Genomic DNA, 17,443 nt, shown 5'->3' on the forward strand with positions numbered 1-17,443 from the left:
CGCGAATGCGGTGTTTGCCGGATATCATCTACACCGAGCGCCACGGGGTCCCGTTGGCGCTCGATCTGTTTTTGCCCGACGGTCCTGCGTCAGGCACCGTTATCCACGCTCATGGAGGTGGCTTTTTCAAGGGTGGTCGTAAAGGCGAACGCACCACCCGTTTTGCGGAGATGCTTACGGCCGAAGGGCTGGCGATGGCCGCCGTATCCTATCGGCTTGGCACGCCGCCACAGTCCTTGTCAGAAGAGACGCGATTGGCGGTCAAAACCAACAAGCACCGTTCAAAACGCAGTGGCGTGAAACTAGCGGACAGGCTTATGGGCAGCGCCTTTGAGGCAGCACGCCAAGACCTTGGCGCCGCACAATCCTACTTGACGTTTCATCGACAAGCCCATGACATAAAACCAGAAAAGACAGCCGTACTCGGGATCTCGGCGGGTGGAATTGCCGGACTGGCGGCCGCGCACCCAGCAGAAAACTTAAAAACCAACTGCCGTCCTGACGCCGTTGTCGGGCTTGGTTCCGCCTTGGTGCACCCCTGGGCGCTGGATCCGAATGGACCACCCAGTATGATGATCCACAGCCACTATGATCGGGTGGTTTCACCTGAAAACGCGCGGCTTGCAGATCGGGCTGCCAAAGATGCAAACGCGCCACTCGCGGTTCACATCTGCGCACGAAAAGGCCACAACGCTCCGGCGCAAGCCTTGTTAGAAGATGACGCCCCGGATGGGACGCCATATTGGTCGCTGATGATGCAACTTTTCCGCAGCGCCGGATTGCTTAACCCATCGCGCGCAGGCGTTTGATCAAGCTCGAGGTGTCCCAACGCCCGCCGCCAAGTTTTTGCACATCTTTGTAAAACTGATCGACCAAAGCCGTCACCGGAAGCGAAGCTCCAACCTCGTCAGCCGTATCCAGACAAATGCCCAAATCTTTGCGCATCCAATCGACGGCAAATCCGTGTTCGAACTCGTCATCGATCATGGTCTCATAGCGGTTCGCCATTTGCCAGCTACCAGCCGCACCGCCTGCGATCACATCAACGACCGCACGTCCGTCCAGTCCTGCCTTTTCGGCAAAATGAAGACCCTCGCTAAGGCCCTGAACCAATCCAGCAATACAAATCTGATTGACCATTTTGGTCAACTGCCCTGCGCCGCTTTCTCCCAATCGCTTGATAGAGCGACCGTAAGCCTGCATGAGCGGCTCTGCTGCATCGAAGGTTTGCTGATCTCCGCCGCACATAATCGACAGAACGCCATTCTCCGCCCCGGCTTGACCGCCAGAAACCGGTCCGTCGACAAAGGAAATTCCGCGCGTCTTGGCCTCTGTGTAAAGCTCGGCGGTCACTTTTGCGGACACCGTTGTGTGGTCCACAAAAATCGTGTCCTCAGACATACCTGAAAACGCGCCAGAATCTCCTACGCAAACCTGCCGCAAATCGTCATCGTTACCAACGCAGCACATTACAAAATCCGCACCCGCAACGGCGTCTTGAGGCGTGGCGCCGAACCGCCCGCCATTTTCCTTCGCCCAGGCCTCTGCCTTGGCGGTGGTGCGGTTGAACACACACACATCATGGCCTGCTTTTGCAAGGTGTCCGGCCATCGGATACCCCATTACGCCCAGACCCAAAAAGGCAACTTTCGCCATCTACTTTCCCCTCAACTTCAATCAGCGTATTACTTGTCTCGCCTGACTGGCAAAATGGCAAGGAATTATCCGGGACACCTTTATGACGCTCTTGTTTCAATGGCTTTTGCGCATCGCCAGTGCACTTGTGATTCTGAGCGTGTGCGCTGTGACAATGGCCTACTATTTGGCCTCCCGATCCCTACCGACATACGACAAGCTTCTGCAAACCTCCGCCGTAAGCGCGCCCATCGAGATCGTGCGCGACAATGCCAATGTCCCGCATATCTTTGGCGAAACCGATCAGGACGTTTTTTTCGCGCTCGGCTATGCCCACGCTCAGGACCGTTTGTGGCAAATGATCATGTTGCGGCGCACGGTGCAAGGTCGCCTGTCCGAAGCACTTGGCAACCAAACGCTTGAAACTGACACGCTCATGCGCCGTCTGGATCTCGCAGGTCACGCACGCGCCTCGGTTGCAGTTCAAACCCCGGAAACGCTGACCGCGCTCAAGGCCTACGCCAACGGCGTCAACACCCGCATCGACGAGATCAACCTGAACGCGCTTGGCCGCGGTGCGCCTGAACTCTTCATTTTTCCTCAGTCCATTTCCCCTTGGGTACCCGCGGATTCCATCGGCGTCCAGAAACTGATGGCGCTGCAAATGACAGGACATCTTGAACACGAAGTTATCCGTGCGCGCCTGTCGCTGACATTGTCTGATCCCAAACGCATTGACGACATTCTTCCGTTGGCGCCGGGAACCGGCATCGCCGCCCTGCCCGAGTACGCCGCTCTTATGCCAGAGATGCCGCGCTATGCGGCACTGCCACCTAAAGCGTCCGCACCGCTCTCGCCCTTTCCGCAGTATGGACTGGCTGGCGCCTCTAATGCATGGGCAGCGGCCACCACGCGGAGCGCGTCCGGCGGCACCCTTTTGGCCAACGATCCCCATCTCGGCCTGTCGGCGCCGGCAATTTGGTATCTTGCACGGCTTGAATTGGAAACAGGCGGCGTGATCGGTGGCACAATTCCAGGAATCCCTGCGGTCCTAACCGGACGGGGCGACGATCTTGGCTGGGGGCTGACGGCCGCGCATGCCGACGATCAGGACCTGTTTATCGAGGAACTCAACCCGGACAATTCCGAAGAATACCGCACACCGACAGGCTTCAAGCGGTTCCGAACCCGCAAGTCTATCATCAGTATCAAGGACTCCGCGCCAGTGACGATCACACTGCGTTGGACCGACAATGGCCCGGTTTTGCCCGGCGCTCTTTATGACATCGTAAGCGTCACACCACCCGGACATGTTGCCTCTCTGGCTTGGACGGCGCTTAGCGACACCGACACATCAATGAGCGCCGTCATTGGATTGATGCGCTCCAGAAACATCGCTCAAGCGATAACTGTTTCGGAGGCGCACGTTGCACCTGTCCTGAATCTGACGTTAGCGGACAAAGAAAACATCGCCCTCAAAGTCATCGGAAAACTGCCTCGCCGCGCCACCGATCATCAATCTCAAGGCCGCATGCCAAGCCTTGGCTGGCGCAGTGAAAACCGTTGGCAAGGCGCCTTCCCGTTCACAACAAATCCGGGGTTTGTGGCACCTGTCGGCGGCATCGTCGGCAACACCAACAACAAGGTCGTCGACCGTCCGTTTCCACTTCACATGTCCTATGTTTGGGGCGATAGCCAACGGGTGGAGCGTTGGAAAAGCCTGATGCAGGCCCGCGAAGTGCACACCCGAGACAGCTTTGTCGAAGCCCAGCTTGATACCGTATCGTTCACCGCCCGCGCCTTGTTGCCATTGGTCGGCGCCGATCTGTGGTTCACCGGCGAGGCTGCAGCCAAAGGCACGCGCGAACACCAGCGCCAGCGCGCCTTGACGCTTTTGTCAGAATGGAACGGCGAGATGAACGAACACTTGCCTGAACCGCTGATTTTTGCCGCGTGGATGCGGGCCCTTCAGGATCGCTTGATACGTGACGACATAGGAACGCTTGCCGATGTGTTTACCCACGTGGATCCGGTCTTTATCGAGCGGGTTTTTCGCAATGTCGATGGCGCGGCCGAATGGTGCAATGTGCGCCAAAGTGCCCCCGAAGAAACCTGCGCCGACATGGCGCGGCTTGCTCTGGATGACGCGCTGATTACAATCGAAGAACGTTATGGGCGCCAGATTGAAAGCCTACGATGGGGCGACGTGCATCAGGCGACCCACGACCACCCGGTGCTCGGCAACGTGCCGGTGCTGCGCTACTTTGTGAACATCCGCCAATCCACCTCTGGCGGCGACAACACCCTGCAACGTGGATTAACAAGCGGCAAAGGCGAGCGCCCGTTCCAAAACGTACATGCCGCCGGATATCGCGGTGTCTATGACTTTGCTGATCCGGACAGCTCAATTTTCATTATTTCGACAGGTCAGTCCGGGCATTTTCTGTCACGTTTTTATGATGATATGGCGCAACTCTGGCGGCGTGGCGAATATATCCCGATGTCACTGGACGAAGATCTCGCCCGCGCCGCAGCTGTCGGAGTGACCACTCTTACGCCTTCACTGCCATAGCAACCAAACCTGTCAACGGGCCGTCGTAAGAATGCAGAGAACCAGATCTGTGTTTTCTTGCTCGGTGCGGAGTCTGTAATTTAAGCCCCGGCCTCGCTCGCGCGTGATTGGATACTTCAGTTTGGCCTTAACAACTTGGCCAATGCTCAGTCTTTCTTTGACAATCATTCCCGCTGCGACATTCGCGTTTCGGCGGTCCGTGTGGCAAACAAGAATTATATGCTTTCGAACTGCGCGCGCTGCTTTGCAGTCCATAGAACGGTGATCTCAAACCCATCTTCCGTTTGGGTCTCACTTTCCACCACGCCCTCTTTGAACAACCACGCGCGTCCTTTCCCGTCGGCAAAAGCCAGCGTGAGCTGTTCACGTGTTTTGTCACCAGCCAAAGACTGTCCAATGGCCGCATACATCTCGTCCAAACCCTGCCCGCTAACAGCCGACACAGCAAAGATCGCCTCTTCCCGCGCCGCTTTCGCCACCACCGCTTCGCGGTCTTCGCCCGACAGAAGATCAATTTTGTTCCAGATTTCGATCTGTGGTGTGGCCTCACTCAGCCCAAGCGTCTCAAGGATCGCGGTGACATCTTCTGATTGATGTTGCGTCTCCGGATGGGAAATATCACGGACATGCAGCACCAAATCGGCGGCCAAAACCTCTTCCAAGGTTGCGCGGAACGACGCCACCAGCTGCGTAGGCAGATCGCTGATAAATCCCACAGTGTCGGACAGGATCACTTCAGGCCCGTTGTTGGGCAATTCCACCGCACGCATTGTTGGGTCCAATGTGGCAAACAACATGTCCTTTGCCATCACATCGGCGCCAGTCACCCGATTGAACAGCGTAGATTTGCCAGCGTTGGTATACCCAACCAGTGCAACAATCGGGAACGGCACCTTCGCGCGCGCCTTGCGATGCAACTCGCGGGTTTTCACCACCTTGGCCAACTGCCGACGCAAACGCACCAACTGGTCATCAATCGCCCGCCGGTCGGCCTCAATCTGGGTTTCGCCGGGACCACCAACAAACCCAAGCCCACCACGTTGGCGTTCAAGGTGGGTCCATGCCCGCACCAATCGCGTGCGCTGATAACTCAGCGCGGCCATCTCGACCTGCAACACGCCTTCACGCGTGCGCGCCCGATCCGAGAAAATCTCGAGGATCAAACCGGTACGATCAAGAATTTTGACTTTCCACGCTTTTTCAAGATTGCGCTGTTGGACTGGGCTGACAGGCCCGTCGATCAGGACCAGTTCAACCTCGTTGGCTTCGAACATCGCGCGAAGCTCTTCAATCTTGCCCGTGCCAAACAACGTGCCGGGCTGGGCCTTAGACAGCCGCACAGTCGTAGACCCGACGCTTTCCAGGTTCGGCAAAGCAGCCGCAAGAGCGACAGCCTCCTCCAAAGCGGAAGAGGCCTCACGCCGATCGCCGGCGCCAGTAATATCGGGATGCAGGACCCAAGCGCGGGTAACCTGCGTTTCATGCTCCATCAAGAGGCGTCTTCACCTTCATAAAGCGAGATAGGTTGTGCAGGCATGATGGTCGAGATCGCGTGCTTATAGACCAACTGGCTCTGCCCATCTCGGCGCAGCAACACACAAAAATTATCAAACCAGGTGATAACACCCTGAAGTTTGACACCGTTGATCAAAAAGATAGTGACCGGAACTTTGGTTTTCCGGACATGGTTCAAAAATGCGTCTTGAAGATTCTGTCGATCCGAAGCCATTGTGCTTGCCTTTGTTCTTGTGTGTGCATCGGGTGCGGGTAAGTCGTGCGGTCGGAGTATGGAGTGCGATTTTAAGACTTTCCAGCCCAAAATGTTCGTTTCGAGCAAGGGCTTGAACCGGATCGCATCATTTCTGCCACAGATCAGGCGACAGAAGCGCGATAATCGCCAAGGTTTCCAGTCGGCCCAATACCATCGCGACGCACAAAATCAGTTTTTTGGCATTGTTAAGGTCGTAAAGTTCAATCGGCACCTCAGGTGCCAGTTGCGTTAGCGGACCTGTCGTGGTCAACGCCGAAATCGCGAGGATCAGCGCGTCCTCGAAACTGCTGCCAAACATTGCAAGCGCCACGGTCACTGCAGCCAGTGACATCGCAAACAGCATGAAAAACACCCAAGCAATCACCGCGCCCCGCCGCCTGATCCGGCGGGCACCAGCACGACGGTTGCCGACAACAACGGACGGATGCACCAGCCGCTCCATCTCTCCCAAACCCTGCAAGTAAAGCGCATAGACCCGCAATAGTTTGACCCCTCCGGCCGTGGTGGCCACGCCACCACCAATCAGCGCAAGAGACATCAAAAGGAACCCGGGTGTCCCAAGTCCCGACCAATTGCGCGCGTCCGCCCATCCCGCGCTCTCAAAACCGGTGGTGGTCAGGAAACTCAAGGTTGTGAAAAGCCCGCCCCAAGCGGCCAAAAACGCAGACGACCAATCCGCCCCACTCTCCTCACTAAGCGTAAAGCCCCAGTGCCGCAGAAACAGGAAGGTTGGCACGACGACGACAATCAAAAACCCAAGGCGCAATTCAGGATCGAGCCACAAATTAGAACGTCGCACATTGCCGGTGTCCGCAGAAAATGTCGCCCGCGACAGGGCGAAAAGCAAAAAGAGAAAGATAATGAGCTCACCGCCGATACCAGACAGGCCCTCAGAAACGCCCCGTGACGCCGTGATCCCACTGGTGGACATCGTCGCCATGGCATACATCACCGCATCCAGTGGCCTCTCACCAAGAACCAAAAGCATGACAGCAAGCGCAATGCTCAGCCCAATATAAATCGGCAGAAGCGTTTGCAAACTGCGCAACCAGCGTTTCATAGGGTCCGCCCGTTGCATCTGGCCGTACGACGCGCTTGCCTGCCCGGGTTCACCCAACGCCGTGACTTCATATCCGCCCAACGACAAAGGCGCAAACACAGCGCCTGCCGCCACCCACATCAACAAACCGCCAAACCAGCCCACAAGACCCCGCCACAAGTGAATGGCATCCGACACGGCCTCGGGATGGCGAATGACACTTGCACCCGTGGTTGTCAGGCTGCTCAGCATCTCAAAATAGGCGTCCACAAAAGTGATAGACCCCATCGCTTCGTAATACGGCAACGCAAGGATTACCGGCAAAACGGTGAACGCAAAAAACAAAGCGCGCAGATTGTCCACTGTGCGTGTTCTGCGCTGGGTTCCTGCCAGCGCCAGCGCGATCATGCCGCTGACAAACAGCACCAGCAAACCGCTGTAAAAGAACATCCTCGCAAAGAAATGAAAGTCCTGAACAGACGCAACAATCGCTGGCACAAACATGGCCGCACCGGATGCGGCAACGATGTAAAGAAACAGCGGCAGTTTAAGATCGCGCGTGCTCATAACGTCAGAAGAAATCGATCGACACCTGAAGGAGCCGCTCGACTTCAGGAACATCCGCAGAAAGACTGAATACCGCGATCACATCGCCCTCTTCGATGCGTATGCCGCCACGGGGCTTGTGCACTTCGTTTCCTTTAAGGATTGCCCCGATCAAAACCCCTTCCGGAAAATCAATGTCGCGCAACAGTTGACCAGCAATCGGCGACGTTGAAAGCACTTCGGCCTCGATGATCTCCGCTTCAGCATCGCCAACCGAATAGACTGATTTCACCCGACCGTGCCGAATATGACGCAAAATCGAGCTTACGGTTGTGGCACGGGGATTGATGAATGCATCAATGTCCAATGGCTGCATCAAGGGAGTCAGCGTTGGATCGTTGATTAAGGCAATGGCCAGCGGACACCCCGCCGATTTTGCCCGCACCGACGCCAGCATATTGGTTTTGTCATCGTCAGTCACTGCCAGCACCGCATCAGCGCGTTCCACACCGGCCTCAGCCAACAATGCACCGTCCAAACCGTCGCCATTCAAAACAATTGTACGCTCCAGCTTCTCAGCCGCTTTTTCAGCCGTCGCACGATTGCGCTCAATCACCTTTGTACGCACCCGATTGACTTGACTTTCCAGGCGCTGTGCCACCATCAGACCAACATTGCCACCGCCGATGATAATTGCACGATCCTGTTTTTTCTGGGTCTTGCCAAAGACCTCCATCGTGCGCGCCACATCCTCGGCAAAGGTAAAGACGTAAATCTCATCGCCAACAAAAAGCTGGTCTCCGGGTTCCGGGGCAAACAGGCGGCCATGACGCCGAACGCCCACAACAACCGCGCGCAGTGTCGAAAACAGATCTGTCAGCTGCCGCAGCGGCGTGTTCACCACAGGGCAGTCTTCCTCAAGCCGGATGCCAAGCATCTGCGCCTTGCCTTTGAAAAACATCTCTGTGTCAAACGCGCGCGGTGCGCTAAATCGCTTAAGAGCCGCTTCAGCCACCTCAAGTTCCGGAGAAATCACGACATCAATTGGCATGTGATCCCGCCGGTAAAGGTCTGAATAGACGGCACTCAAATAAGACCGGCTGCGCAGACGCGCAATCTTGCGTGGCACAGCAAAAACCGAATGGGCCACTTGGCACGTGACCATGTTTACCTCGTCCGAATAGGTGGCCGCGATCACCATATCGGCGTCGCGCGCGCCGGCCCGATCCAGAACTTCAGGGTAACTTGCAAAGCCTGCAATGCCTTGTACGTCAAGCGTATCAGTGGCGCGGCGAACCAGCTCGGGGTTGCTGTCCACCACCGTCACATCGTTGTTTTCACCTGACAAATGGCGGGCGATCTGCCACCCGACCTGCCCGGCCCCACAGATTATGACCTTCATGAGTTTTCCCCGTCGGCTTTGCGTCAAGAGATGACAGATGCCAATAGCCGCGTCAAACACTACCATTGACCTTTACGCATGGTTCAGGCTTTCTTTTAGAGTGTTATCAGGGGGTTCCGTTATGTTGAGATCAATCAGCACTGTTTTGGTCTTTGGGGTCGCGCTAAGCGCCTGCGCGCCAACCTCTTACGTCAGTTACTCCAAGTCCGGTGCATCCGGTGACACCACCACGCGCACCTTCGCGCAATGCCGACAAGAGGCCAACGGCCTGTTCCCCGCCGCTGTGTTTACCGAATCCACCCCCGGTTTTGGCGGCTATGGCAGCATTTATACCGGCGGGTATGGCGGAGGCTTTGGCGGCAGCTATGTTCAGGCCCGAGACGCCAACGCACCCTTACGAGCCCAACATCTCAGCGACTGTATGACCCTTCAGGGCTATCGACAGGTGGTGCATCCGATCTGCACGACGCAGCAATTGAGCGGAAGACAATACCAGACCGTCGCGCGCCCACCCACTGGCGGGTCTCCCAACATCTGCGCGGTGCGAACGGAAAACCGCACGACGGTTTTGATCGACCTCAACAAACCGCTTTGAAAGGACTGCCGTTATGAAACGTATCGCGTTTGCCTGCTTGATATTGACGCTGGTCGTTGGCTGCACGGACTTTCGCCAGATGTACAAACCGGGGGTCACCCGCACTCAGCTCAACATTGATCAGGGCGCGTGCAATTCAGATGCTGCCGCGCGATACCCACCTCGAATTGTTACCGATTGGGTGCCAGTTTTTAACGGTGATGGCCAAGTCATCAGCCACCGTGTGGAGCAATATGACATCAACGAAGCCCGCCGCCGCGAAGGCGCGCGCAGTTGTATGATCGCGGGCGGCTATGAATGGGCCACGATCCCATTTTGCAAAGAAGAGCAAATTGCGGGCCGCTCGTTCGCCCCGATCTCGACATTGCCAGCGCTGTCGACCAACATCTGTGGCCTGCGCACCGATAGCGGTCGCGTGCTGGTCGACCTAAGCAAGCCAATCTAGGCGCTGACCGCCTGTCGCTGCCCTGCACCGACCGTCAGATCGCTTGGCGCGTGTCCTCGTCGGTGTCGTCCTCGTCAGACACGCGCGCGACCCGTGCACCCGCCTTGTTTGAGGTGACCACACCCAGTGATTTGAGTTTGCGGTGCAGCGCGCTGCGCTCCATGCCGACAAAACTGGCGGTGCGGCTGATGTTGCCGCCAAACCGATTGATTTGGGTCAACAGGTACTCACGCTCAAACGCCTCACGCGCCTCACGCAGCGGCAAAGTCGCCAAAGCGCCAGACAGCACAACTCGGCCTTCCTCTTCGCTTGCACCGCCTTCGTCAGGCAATTCACCGGCCTCAATGGCATCACTGGAGTCGCCCAATATCAGAACTCTCTCGATCAAATTCTTCAGCTGGCGCACATTTCCCGGCCAAACCATTGTCTGCATCAAAGCAATCGCGTCATCGCTCAAGTCCCGCAAAGGCAGCCCCTGTTGTTCATGAAAGCTCGCGATAAAATGCGACACCAAGGCCGGAATATCCTCGCGCCTTTCTTCAAGCGACGGCACAGCAATCGGCACGACATTCAGCCTGTGAAACAGCTCTTGCCGGAATGTGCCCGCCTCGATTTCTGCCTGTAAATCCTTGTTCGTAGACGATATTACCCGCAAGTCGACTTTGACTTTTTCAGACCCGCCGACCCGTTGAAATTGCTGATCGACAAGCACGCGTAAAATTTTCGACTGCGCCGCAAGCGGCATATCCGACACCTCATCAAAATAAATGATGCCGCCATTCGCCTGCTCTAGCAATCCAGGGTCTACACCGCGCTCAGCGCTTTCGCGACCGAACAACATGTCTTCCACCCGGTCCGGCTCCATGCCTGCGCAGTTAACCGTGACAAACGGCGCCGCCGCGCGATTGGAATTGGTGTGGATATAGCGCGCTGCCACGTCTTTGCCGCCGCCTGCGGGACCGGTCAGCATCACCCGACCATTTGAGCGGGTGACCTTGTCCAATTGGCCAACCATCGCCTTAAAGGCCGCGCTTTCGCCAATCAGATCCGCTGGTGTGCCGTCCTGCCGTTTCAACTCGGTGTTCTCGCGTCGCAATCGGCTTGTTTCCATTGCGCGCCGGATGACCACCATCAGTTGGTCAATATTGAAAGGTTTTTCGATAAAGTCGTATGCGCCTTGCTTGATCGCTGCGACGGCAATCTCGATATTGCCGTGTCCTGAAATGATCACCACAGGCACCTCAGGATAATCATGTTTGACCGCCTTCAGGATGTCGATGCCATCCATATTGCTGTCCTTGAGCCAGATATCGAGGATCATCAGCGCCGGCTGCATCTCATTAACAGCTTTCATTGCGTCGTCGGAGTTTCCGGCCTTGCGCGTCGTAAAACCCTCGTCTTCCAGAATGTCGGAAATCAACTCGCGAATATCGCGCTCGTCGTCCACAATCAGAATGTCACTCATACTGCCAACTCACCTTTCTTCTTATCTTTACCCGCATTAGATCCGGTCTTGCGGATCGGCAAAGTGATCTTCGCCATCGCGCCTGCGTGGGAATTTTGCTCAAATTCCGGCGCATCCAGCAATTCAAGCTGGCCGCCGTGTTCTTCGATGATCTTCTTAACAATCGGCAAGCCCAGGCCCGTGCCTTTGTCTCGTGTTGTCACGTAAGGCTCAAACAACCGCGCGCGATCGGCTGGCAAGCCGATCCCGTTATCCGCTATCGTGATCACTGCCGCGTCGCTATCCACTGAAAATGCCACGTGAATCTCCGGCGTCACCACCAGTCCAGGGTCTTTTTCCTGTAGACTTTCAATGGCTTCACCGGCGTTTTTGATCAAGTTGGTCAACGCCTGCGTGATCATGGTGTCGTCAAGTTCCACAATCACCGCCGCATCAGGAATATCGTTGCGGAAAGTCACGTCTGGTTGACCCGTCTCCTGCAACAACAGCACAGCCTCAACCAATTCAGTCAGGTCCACATCTTTGCGGTCTGGCTCAGGCATACGGGCAAATTTGGAAAACTCATCCACAATGCGCCGCAGATCGTTGGTTTGGCGCACAATCACGTCGGTCATCTGTTCCAGCGTGGCACGATCTTCCCCCACCTTCGAGGCAAACTTACGTTTGATCCGTTCCGCGCTCAACTGAATAGGAGTCAGCGGGTTCTTGATTTCATGCGCAATGCGCCGTGCAACGTCACCCCATGCGGCCATGCGTTGAGCCGACACCAGATCGGTAACGTCATCAAACGCCACCACATATCCTTCGAGCGATCCGTCCTCGCGGCGGCGCGTCGCCATACGCACCAACAGGTTTTCCAACCGACCACTGCGGGTGACCTTTATTTCCTGCTGCGCGACTTCACGCCCACTGTCCTTTAGGTCTAGCAACAACGCCCCAAACTCAGGAACCGCAACCGCCAGAACCACGTCCTGTTGATCATCAGACCATTCCAGCAGCCGCTGTGCCGATCGGTTCACAAAGGCCACGCGCCCCTCGCCGTCCAGACCAACAACCCCTGACGTCACAGAACTCAACACGCTGTCAAACATCCGTCGCCGCCGTTCGATCTGACGCGTGCTGTCCAGCAGAGTTTCGCGCTGCGCTTTCAATTGTTTGGTCATCTGGTTGAAATACCGACCCAACATCGCAATCTCGTCATCACCGTCTTCTTCCAGAACCTGAACATCCAGATCCCCCGCGCCAACGCGCTGCGCAGCACCAGTCAGGCGCCCGACAGGGCGCGACAAACGCTCGGCAAACCACATGCCCATCCAAATGGCCGCTAAAATCAGGATCAACGCAAATCCAATATAAATGAGGCCAAATTCAAACAGAACCCGCCCGCGCTCGCTCTCCAATTGCTCGTAAAGCTTCGCGGTTTCCCGCGTTTCGTCTAGCAGATGGAAAATCTCGGCATCTACTTCGCGGCTCACATAAAGAAACAGGTCGGTAAAAGCATCAAGACGGACCAAGGCCCGCAACTCCCCGTTTTCCAGATCACGAACGATTTCCAATCCGGTGTTGGCCGCTGCCTGAAATGTTTCACGATCTGGTTCGTCATAGCCAAACAAATAAGACCGTTCTCCGCGTGCACGGATTTCCCCAGTCCCATCAATGACATACGCTTCACTTAAACCACGCTGGATCTGGCTCTGCCCATTGGTCAAAACCACCCTCAGGTCGCCTTCATCCATCACGAAAGTGCGCCTGCGATTTTCGTCCAGAAACTCCGCCAGGGCCTGCGCATCCGCCTCAAGGTCGATCACATGTTCCGCTTCATAAGCCTGCGCAGCCGCAACGGAATTGCCAATCACCTGACGCACCCGGTCGCTGAACCAGCCTTCCAGACCGATATTTACGGTGAGACCTGCAAAGACCGCCACGGTCACCGCCGGCACAAGCGCAAGCACCGCAAACGCACCCGTAAGGCGCAGGTGCAACCGTGATCCGGCCGATTTTGCCCGCCGCGACGAGATCACACTGGCAACGCGGCGCAACACCAACGCCGCCACGACCAGCACGTAGACCAAATCTGCCAACAAGATTGAGCGCAACGCTCCTGACGAAGCACCCAACGCAAATGGGCCCATCGCTAAAAACGTACTCAGGGCCAAAGCTGGTCCCAAAACAACCAACGCCAACGTTGCGACATTCTGGACACGCCTTAGGCGCCGCAAACGTTGAAATCTAACCCACCGCGTGGTTTCAGTCCGGCTAAACACCCGACGACCTCAATTGATATAGTGTCGACGAAGCAACACACCGCCATATTATGTGTGATCAATGACCTGCGGCCAAAACATCACGGTTATGTGGCCTATTTACATCAACTTGCGTCTGCGTGTCACGTGAATATCCAGATCGGTTATCTTTTTTCGCAGGGTATTTCGGTTGATGCCAAGCAAATCGGCACATTTTGCCTGATTTCCTCCGGTGGCATCCAAAGCGATCTCGATCAATGGCAGTTCAATCTCGCGCAGAATACGCCCATACAAGCCCGCGGGCGGCAACATATTACCGTGCAGATCAAAATAGCGTCGCAAATGCCGCGCAACCGATGCCGACAATTTCTCGGTATCCTCGCCACCCAAAAGCGGACCCACCTGAGGCTGCGCACCCAGCACCATTTCGGCTTCGGTTCGCGAAATCTCTTCGCTTTGCGCGGTAAGCACCAAACGCCGAACCGCATTCTCAAGCTGGCGCACATTGCCCGGCCAACTATAGGCCCTGAACATTTCAATTGCGTCTTCCGAGAAAACACGCGTCGCCGCGCCGTCGCGCTCTGTCCGATTTAGAAAATGGTCCACCAGCAAAGGAATGTCGTCCACCCGTTCGCGAAGGCTGGGCACATGCACGGTTGCCCCATTCAATCGGTAATACAGGTCTTGCCGCACACGGCCCTTTTCCATGGCCTGCTGAAGGTCAATCTGGCTGGTTGCCATGAACCGCGGGTTTTGTTCACCCGGCGCGTCAATCATGCGCACAATCCGCGCCTGAATTTCGTCGTCGATATCTCCGATTTCATCAATCAGAATGGTGCCGCCTTTGGCCTTGGCCAAGACCCGCGCAGGGCCCTCCAGGTCCACCAGTTCCGATGCGTTTGCCACCACAAAAGGCAACGATCTACGGTCAGAAAAGTCATGAATTTCTCTCGCAATCAACGACTTGCCCGTTCCGCTTTCACCGGAAATCAACACGGGAAGATCCGTATTCATCACGCGCGCAACCAGCCGATACAGCGCCTGCATCGCCGGAGTGCGCCCAACCAGCGGCAATTCATCCGGACGGTCTTTGTCACCCTGCGGCTCTGTAGGTGCGCGCCGTTTCAACTCCAATGCCTTCCCTGTGCGCTTCATCAGATCTGGCAGATCAAACGGCTTGGGCAGGTAATCATAGGCTTCCGCTTCAGCCGCCTGAATGGCGGTCATGATCGTATTTTGTGCGGAAATCACAATCACCGGCAAACCGGGTCGGTCCTCAGCAATCTTGGGCAACATCTCAAGGCCATTGCCGTCCGGCATGACTACATCCGTGATCACCACGTCGCCTTTGCCCTCTGCGACCCAGCGCATCAGGGTGGTCAGCGACGAAGTTGCGTGCACTTTGCACCCAGCCCGCGTCAAAGCTTGCGTCAAAACCGTGCGGATCGTGCGGTCATCATCCGCGACCAGAACCGTGCCATCCATCAGTGGCTCTCCTCATATTTTGCTATTGTGTCCTTACCGGCACGCGGCAAAGAAAGTTTGAAGACCGTGCGCCCGGGCACGCTGTCCACAGAGATCATACCGCCGTGGTCCGAGATGATTTTACTGACCAGTGCCAGCCCCAATCCGGTGCCGTTTTCGCGCCCAGACACAAAGGGGTCAAAAATGTCCCCCTGAATGTCCTGCGGCAATCCGGGACCGTCGTCGATGATTTCCACTTGCAGAGGCAACAGGCGGCCACCGCCATCTGCCCGCCGCAACCGAAAACTGTGTTCGTAGTAGGTCTTGATCCTGATTACACCTTTTTTGTCAGCAGCTTCCGAGGCGTTCTTCAGAAGGTTCAGCACCACCTGAACCAACTGGTCCGCATCACCAGCTGCCGGTGGCAGCGACGGATCGTAGTCCTCTATGATGGCCATGTGTGCGCCAAAGCCCAACAAAGCAGACCGCCGCGCACGATCCAGAACGTCGTGAATGTTGACAGGTTTCTGCGCAGGAAGTGACAGGTTCCCAAATTGCTCGACTTGCTCGAGCAATTTCACAATCCTGCGGCTTTCCTCAACAATCAGATCCGTAAGTTCGAGATCTTCCTGGCTGAGGTTCATGGAAAGCAACTGCGCGGCACCGGTGATGCCCGCCAGCGGGTTTTTAATCTCATGGGCCAGCATTTCCGCCATGCCAATTGCCGATTTAGCCGAAGACTTCACGCCGTGGCTGCGGGTCAAGCGCCCGGCCAATTCCCGCGAAGAAATCATAAACAGCATCTCGCCGTCAGATTCCGTCAGCGGCGCAATTTGCAGATTGCATTGCACAGGCGGTCCCTCGCCGGTGCCAACGTCCGCGTCATTCACAAACAAAGGTGTGCCATGAACACGCGCGCGTCGAAACGCATCTTCCAGAGGCGCGTCGATCATTACCTTGTCCCAAATTGGCTGACCTGCCATCGCCTTTGTAGATGCGTTCAGAAACGTCTCGGCTGCGGGATTGAGGTTAAGGATATTGTCGTGGCGATCCACCAACAACGCAGGGACCGGCATTGAATTCCATATCGGGTTGTCGGTGCTCATGCGGCCTCTTCTTTGGTATTTTTGTTGTTTTGACCTGCGAGCGCGTCCGGCAGCAATGCCAGCACCTCGGCCGCGTCGCGACTGGTCAAGACCTGCCGACGCACTACAGATCCCGTACCGACGCCGTCCATGAACCAGCCCAAATGTTTGCGCGCCACCCGAAGCCCCAAATCGGCGCCGTAAAATGACAACATCGCCTCATAGTGCCCCTGCACCACATCACAAAGCGCCGCGCCGGTGGGCACAACTGGCGCAGGTGCATCAAGCAGCTCTGCTGCGATCTGTGCCAATACCCACGGCTTGCCTTGTGCCCCGCGCCCCACCATCACGCCATCCGCACCTGACGCCTCAATTGCTGCACGCGCTTCCGCGCTGTTGGTAATGTCGCCGTTTGCGATCACTGGAACCGACACCACATCTTTGACGGCCGCAATTGCGGCCCAGTCGGCGTGACCTTTGTAAAACTGGCAGCGTGTGCGCCCGTGGATGGTAATCATCTGAACGCCCGCGTCCTCCGCCCGCTTTGCAAGCTCAGGCGCATTCAGCATGTCGCCATCCCACCCCAGCCGGGTCTTTAGCGTCACCGGAATATCCACCGCGCCCACAACCGCCTCAATCAGCGTCAACGCATGGTCGATGTCTTTCATCAAAGCCGACCCGCTGGCCCCTGCACCGCTGGCGCTGGTCACCTTCTTCGCCGGACAGCCCATGTTGATGTCGATCAGCGTCGCACCACTTGCTTCAACCTGTCGCGCGGCTTCGGCCATCCAGTGGGCCTCACGTCCGGCCAGTTGTACCGATGTGGTCGCCTCGCCGAACCCAAGTTCCGCGCGCTCCCGCACACCGGGCTTTGCCTGTACCATTTCCTGACTTGCGACCATCTCGCTCACCACAAGACCTGCGCCAAACCGCGACACCAAATCGCGGAACGGGCGATCCGTGATGCCCGCGAGCGGCGCCAGAAAAACCGGCGGGTCTAACGTCAGATGTGCGACTTGAACGGTCACTTGCTTAATCCTTGTGCATTGAGGTCTAGGTATCCGAGTCTCTTCATGCCCTCAATCGATATGTAGCTCAAAAAGGTACAGTTTTACGCATTTGCCTAATTTTTAATCACACCCAAGGGGTCGATTGCCTCTCGGCGTTGCAGGATTTAGACA

The 17,443-nt window shown here is 56.5% G+C and carries 14 protein-coding genes; 4 read left to right on the forward strand and 10 right to left on the reverse strand.

Annotated elements, in window-relative coordinates; genetic code table 11:
• The first annotated feature begins 5 nt into the window (after nt 1-5).
• A complete protein-coding gene (locus tag SHIM_RS04550) occupies nt 6-809 on the forward strand; it encodes a hypothetical protein (protein WP_054001416.1) in 804 nt (267 codons plus the stop codon).
• Here SHIM_RS04550 and SHIM_RS04555 read toward each other — a convergent pair.
• Nucleotides 784-1,656 carry an NAD(P)-dependent oxidoreductase gene (locus SHIM_RS04555; RefSeq protein ID WP_054001417.1) on the reverse strand — a complete coding sequence of 291 codons (873 nt, stop codon included), beginning with the start codon at nt 1,654-1,656 and terminating at the stop codon, nt 784-786. The genes SHIM_RS04550 and SHIM_RS04555 overlap by 26 nt on opposite strands.
• Before the next feature lie 82 nt (nt 1,657-1,738).
• Here SHIM_RS04555 and SHIM_RS04560 point away from each other — a divergent pair, with 82 nt between their 5' ends.
• Nucleotides 1,739-4,207: a penicillin acylase family protein gene (locus tag SHIM_RS04560; protein WP_054001418.1), complete on the forward strand. Its 2,469-nt coding sequence runs from the start codon at nt 1,739-1,741 to the stop codon at nt 4,205-4,207.
• A 215-nt stretch (nt 4,208-4,422) separates the two neighbouring features.
• Here the strand turns inward: SHIM_RS04560 and hflX are convergent, their stop codons facing one another.
• The 4 genes from hflX to trkA form a co-directional block, all read right to left on the reverse strand.
• Nucleotides 4,423-5,697: a GTPase HflX gene (hflX, locus tag SHIM_RS04565; protein WP_054001419.1), complete on the reverse strand. Its 1,275-nt coding sequence runs from the start codon at nt 5,695-5,697 to the stop codon at nt 4,423-4,425.
• A complete protein-coding gene (hfq, locus tag SHIM_RS04570) occupies nt 5,697-5,936 on the reverse strand; it encodes an RNA chaperone Hfq (protein WP_008204623.1) in 240 nt (79 codons plus the stop codon). The genes hflX and hfq overlap by 1 nt, the downstream gene beginning before the upstream one ends.
• Nucleotides 5,937-6,063: 127 nt before the next feature.
• A complete protein-coding gene (locus tag SHIM_RS04575; protein ID WP_054001420.1) occupies nt 6,064-7,584 on the reverse strand; it encodes a potassium transporter TrkG in 1,521 nt (506 codons plus the stop codon).
• Nucleotides 7,585-7,588: 4 nt separating this feature from the next.
• Nucleotides 7,589-8,965 carry a Trk system potassium transporter TrkA gene (gene trkA, locus SHIM_RS04580; protein ID WP_054001978.1) on the reverse strand — a complete coding sequence of 459 codons (1,377 nt, stop codon included), beginning with the start codon at nt 8,963-8,965 and terminating at the stop codon, nt 7,589-7,591.
• A 121-nt stretch (nt 8,966-9,086) separates the two neighbouring features.
• Here trkA and SHIM_RS04585 point away from each other — a divergent pair, with 121 nt between their 5' ends.
• Nucleotides 9,087-9,560 carry a hypothetical protein gene (locus tag SHIM_RS04585; protein ID WP_054001421.1) on the forward strand — a complete coding sequence of 158 codons (474 nt, stop codon included), beginning with the start codon at nt 9,087-9,089 and terminating at the stop codon, nt 9,558-9,560.
• 13 nt (nt 9,561-9,573) lie between these two features.
• Complete coding sequence (locus SHIM_RS04590) at nt 9,574-10,005, forward strand: hypothetical protein (protein WP_054001422.1); 432 nt, start codon at nt 9,574-9,576, stop codon at nt 10,003-10,005.
• Nucleotides 10,006-10,039: 34 nt separating this feature from the next.
• Here the strand turns inward: SHIM_RS04590 and ntrX are convergent, their stop codons facing one another.
• From ntrX to dusB, 5 genes are all read right to left on the reverse strand, one after another.
• Nucleotides 10,040-11,470, reverse strand: a complete 1,431-nt coding sequence (gene ntrX, locus SHIM_RS04595) for a nitrogen assimilation response regulator NtrX (protein ID WP_054001423.1) — start codon at nt 11,468-11,470, stop codon at nt 10,040-10,042.
• On the reverse strand, nt 11,467-13,734 hold the full coding sequence (locus tag SHIM_RS04600; protein WP_054001424.1) for a sensor histidine kinase NtrY-like: 2,268 nt from the start codon (nt 13,732-13,734) through the stop codon (nt 11,467-11,469). Before SHIM_RS04600 ends, ntrX begins: the two co-directional genes overlap by 4 nt.
• Nucleotides 13,735-13,833: 99 nt before the next feature.
• On the reverse strand, nt 13,834-15,198 hold the full coding sequence (locus SHIM_RS04605; RefSeq protein WP_054001425.1) for a response regulator: 1,365 nt from the start codon (nt 15,196-15,198) through the stop codon (nt 13,834-13,836).
• The gene (locus SHIM_RS04610; RefSeq protein ID WP_054001426.1) at nt 15,198-16,283 is read right to left on the reverse strand and encodes a two-component system sensor histidine kinase NtrB; all 1,086 of its coding nucleotides are present in this window, start codon (nt 16,281-16,283) and stop codon (nt 15,198-15,200) included. The genes SHIM_RS04605 and SHIM_RS04610 overlap by 1 nt, the downstream gene beginning before the upstream one ends.
• On the reverse strand, nt 16,280-17,290 hold the full coding sequence (gene dusB / locus SHIM_RS04615; protein WP_054001427.1) for a tRNA dihydrouridine synthase DusB: 1,011 nt from the start codon (nt 17,288-17,290) through the stop codon (nt 16,280-16,282). The genes SHIM_RS04610 and dusB overlap by 4 nt, the downstream gene beginning before the upstream one ends.
• Between the last annotated feature and the right edge of the window lie 153 nt (nt 17,291-17,443).

Source organism: Shimia sp. SK013 (assembly GCF_001292625.1).
Classification (GTDB): domain Bacteria; phylum Pseudomonadota; class Alphaproteobacteria; order Rhodobacterales; family Rhodobacteraceae; genus Shimia.

Coding starts and splice junctions, on each gene's coding strand:
- SHIM_RS04550 (WP_054001416.1), top strand. CDS start 6: ATGCGGTGTTTGCCGGATATCATCTACACCGAGCGCCACGGGGTCCCG.
- SHIM_RS04555 (WP_054001417.1), bottom strand. CDS start 1,656: ATGGCGAAAGTTGCCTTTTTGGGTCTGGGCGTAATGGGGTATCCGATG.
- SHIM_RS04560 (WP_054001418.1), top strand. CDS start 1,739: ATGACGCTCTTGTTTCAATGGCTTTTGCGCATCGCCAGTGCACTTGTG.
- hflX (WP_054001419.1), bottom strand. CDS start 5,697: ATGGAGCATGAAACGCAGGTTACCCGCGCTTGGGTCCTGCATCCCGAT.
- hfq (WP_008204623.1), bottom strand. CDS start 5,936: ATGGCTTCGGATCGACAGAATCTTCAAGACGCATTTTTGAACCATGTC.
- SHIM_RS04575 (WP_054001420.1), bottom strand. CDS start 7,584: ATGAGCACGCGCGATCTTAAACTGCCGCTGTTTCTTTACATCGTTGCC.
- trkA (WP_054001978.1), bottom strand. CDS start 8,965: ATGAAGGTCATAATCTGTGGGGCCGGGCAGGTCGGGTGGCAGATCGCC.
- SHIM_RS04585 (WP_054001421.1), top strand. CDS start 9,087: ATGTTGAGATCAATCAGCACTGTTTTGGTCTTTGGGGTCGCGCTAAGC.
- SHIM_RS04590 (WP_054001422.1), top strand. CDS start 9,574: ATGAAACGTATCGCGTTTGCCTGCTTGATATTGACGCTGGTCGTTGGC.
- ntrX (WP_054001423.1), bottom strand. CDS start 11,470: ATGAGTGACATTCTGATTGTGGACGACGAGCGCGATATTCGCGAGTTG.
- SHIM_RS04605 (WP_054001425.1), bottom strand. CDS start 15,198: ATGGATGGCACGGTTCTGGTCGCGGATGATGACCGCACGATCCGCACG.
- SHIM_RS04610 (WP_054001426.1), bottom strand. CDS start 16,283: ATGAGCACCGACAACCCGATATGGAATTCAATGCCGGTCCCTGCGTTG.